The sequence below is a fragment of the uncultured Amnibacterium sp. genome, assembly GCF_964245895.1.
Classification (GTDB): domain Bacteria; phylum Actinomycetota; class Actinomycetes; order Actinomycetales; family Microbacteriaceae; genus Amnibacterium.
Genome location: NZ_CAXTOQ010000253.1, coordinates 1 through 2,665 on the forward strand (window position 1 = coordinate 1; position 2,665 = coordinate 2,665).

Consider the following 2,665-nt stretch of genomic DNA (forward strand, 5'->3'; position numbering starts at 1 on the left):
ATATGGGAACCGAGCACGGGGATCCGCGTGCTGATCCGCCGGGCCGCCGCGTCCTCGAGCACGAACGCGGTGAACCCCTGCGTCTCCTCGGTCACCCGCACGGTCCAGTCCGCCGGTGATCCCCCGGCCAGCGCGATCGTCGACGTCGGCACGCCGGCGTCGGCCACCACGCGGGCGCCCCAGTCGGTGTCGAGCGACACCACCGCGCGGCGGGAGCGGTCGGGCTGGAACAGCACGGCCTTGGCGGCGTAGTACGCGTCCATGTCCGCGTAGTCGTCGAGGTGGTCGTGGCTCAGGTTCGTGAACCCCGCGACGTCGAACACGATGCCGTCGAGGCGGTGGCGCGAGAGCCCCTGGGCGCTGACCTCGATGGCGGCCGCTTCCACCCCCGCCTCCACCATGCGTGCGATCAGCGCGTGCAGCTCGGTTGCCTCGGGCGTCGTGAGGCCCGCGACGCGACGCTCGGCGGCGACCCGGCGCTCCGCGGTCGAGCTGAGCCCGTTCGGCACCTCGAGCAGGTCCAGCAGGCCGGCGAGGAAGTGGCTGGTGGAGGTCTTCCCGTTCGTGCCGGTGACGCCGATCAGCAGCGGGTGGTGCTCGCGGGTGCGGTACACCGCGGCCGCGAGCTCACCCAGCAGGAGGCGGGGCCGGGGCGCGACGAGGACCGGGACCGCGACGTCGAGGTCGGCGTGGTCGGGGTCGGTCAGCACCGCGACCGCGCCGCGCTCGACCGCCTCCTGCGCGTACGCGGCGCCGTGGCTGCGGACCCCCTGCAGCGCGATGAACAGGTGTCCCGGCCGCACCGCACCGGTGCCGAGGCTGATACCGGTGACATCGACGTCCCCCGGTACCCCGCCGAGGTCGAAGCGGGAGGCGAGCTGCGCCAGGGCGATGGGCGGGGTCGACTCGGGGACGAACGGGGACGGGACGGGCGCAGGCATGACCGGTCCAGCGTAGGCGGGCGGTCGGCCGCAGCCCCTCGCCCCTGTGGCGTGTGCGCCCGGAGGTCCGCGGATCCGCAGTTCTCGGCCGACACGCCGCTCCGCGAGCGCTCCGTCCGGCGCGGCGACGCAGAACTGCGGAACCGCGAGAGGAGTGCGGATCCGCGAAGGGCCGGGGGAACGACGAAGGGGCCGGGCCTCGCGGCCCGACCCCTTCGCTCAGCGAGCGTCAGCTCACTTGATGATCTTCACGACCGTGCCGGCGCCGACCGTGCGGCCGCCCTCGCGGATGGCGAAGCGCAGGCCCTCCTCCATGGCGATCGGCTGGATCAGCTCGACCGACATCTCGGTGGTGTCGCCCGGCATGACCATCTCGGTGCCCTCGGGCAGCGAGATGACGCCGGTGAGGCGCGACTCATGCCCGGACTCACCTTCCGAGCCTCAGTCGCGGGGACGTTGGTAGCGCGAAGCGCGGTATGCCTCGACGTCGTGTCGACTGGATCGCCACTGCCCGTCTGACCCGCGTTGCGCCCGGAGGCGCCCCCGCGAGGCAGCCTGCCGGAGTGCCTGGTAGGTCAGGTCGTCGCTCTCCAGAGCGCGCAGCGGCACGATGCGCGCTGGCCCGGCGATGTTCGCCAGGACAAGCTCGTGAAGGTTGCCGATGACGGATCGGGCGAGCACCTCCGCGAGCGGCGCGACGTCCCCGTGATCTGCTCTGTCGAGCGCCTTCAGATACCGATCGCGCGACCGCTTGTACACGATGGCCGGCGGATAACCGAGGCGGGTGAGCAGCAGATTCAGAACGAGGCGACCCGTTCTGCCGTTCCCGTCGATGAAGGGATGGATGCGCTCGAACGCGCTGTGCAGGTTCGCCAGCCTCATCGGAAGATCTGCGAGAGCCACACTTCCGTCGACGAGAGCTGCTCTGACGGCGTTGACCTCATCGACCCATGTCGAGAGCCGTGGGTGCACCTGCACCCACGGCGGCGGCTGCATACCGCCGGAGAACGGATGGATGTCGTGCTCACGAAATCCGCCCGGAGCTTCGTTGCCGCCTGCTTCGGGGTGAGGCGCCACGGTCCAGACGGGGGTCATGGCTACTTCGTGGATGTGGCGGATCTCGCTCAACGTAACGAGCTCCCCGGCAGCGGACCAGTCCGAGCCCCGAGCCTGCGAGTAGACCCATCGCGCGGCGTCACCGTACCCCTGCACTTCGAGGTAGTCCTTGACCGCTTTCGACCCCGTCGCGCGGTGCTCGTCGAGGAGTACTCGCACCTCGCGCAGGACGAGTGTGTTCCCCTCGAGCGCGGTCGAGTTGTGGACTTCGGAGTGCCAGATCGAGTCCCAGATCGGTCGGGCCTCCTGTGGGGTGGGCAGGCCACCCAGAGCTTTCAACTCCGTGGTTGCCGCTGCGAACTGTTCGAAGATCGCGGCCCGGGAGGGCCTGCCTCGCCCATCGGGCACTTGATCACCTGGTTGTTGCACGGACCCTCCACTAAACACACAGATCAAATCTGCCAAAGTGTCGCAACTGACTCCACTGAAATCAACAGATCAAACGCCGTAGTCACCGGGGGAACGACGAAGGGGCCGGGCCTCGCGGCCCGACCCCTTCGCTCAGCGAGCGTCAGCTCACTTGATGATCTTCACGACCGTGCCGGCGCCGACCGTGCGGCCGCCCTCGCGGATGGCGAAGCGCAGGCCCTCCTCCATGGCGATCGGCT

The 2,665-nt window shown here is 69.9% G+C and carries 3 protein-coding genes and 1 pseudogene; all 4 read right to left on the minus strand.

Going from position 1 to position 2,665, the window contains the following annotated elements; genetic code table 11:
* Positions 1-941, minus strand: a 941-nt coding sequence (locus ACFE60_RS18635) for a Mur ligase family protein (protein WP_375390341.1), incomplete at its 3' end; no start/stop codon positions are given.
* 234 nt (positions 942-1,175) lie between these two features.
* A pseudogene (locus ACFE60_RS18640) lies at positions 1,176-1,349 on the minus strand (elongation factor Tu); the annotation flags it as partial.
* Between the two features lie 33 nt (positions 1,350-1,382).
* Positions 1,383-2,405 carry a Fic family protein gene (locus tag ACFE60_RS18645; RefSeq protein ID WP_375390342.1) on the minus strand — a complete coding sequence of 341 codons (1,023 nt, stop codon included), beginning with the start codon at positions 2,403-2,405 and terminating at the stop codon, positions 1,383-1,385.
* A 168-nt stretch (positions 2,406-2,573) separates the two neighbouring features.
* On the minus strand, positions 2,574-2,665 hold a 92-nt coding region (locus ACFE60_RS18650), incomplete at its 5' end, for a hypothetical protein (RefSeq protein ID WP_375390343.1).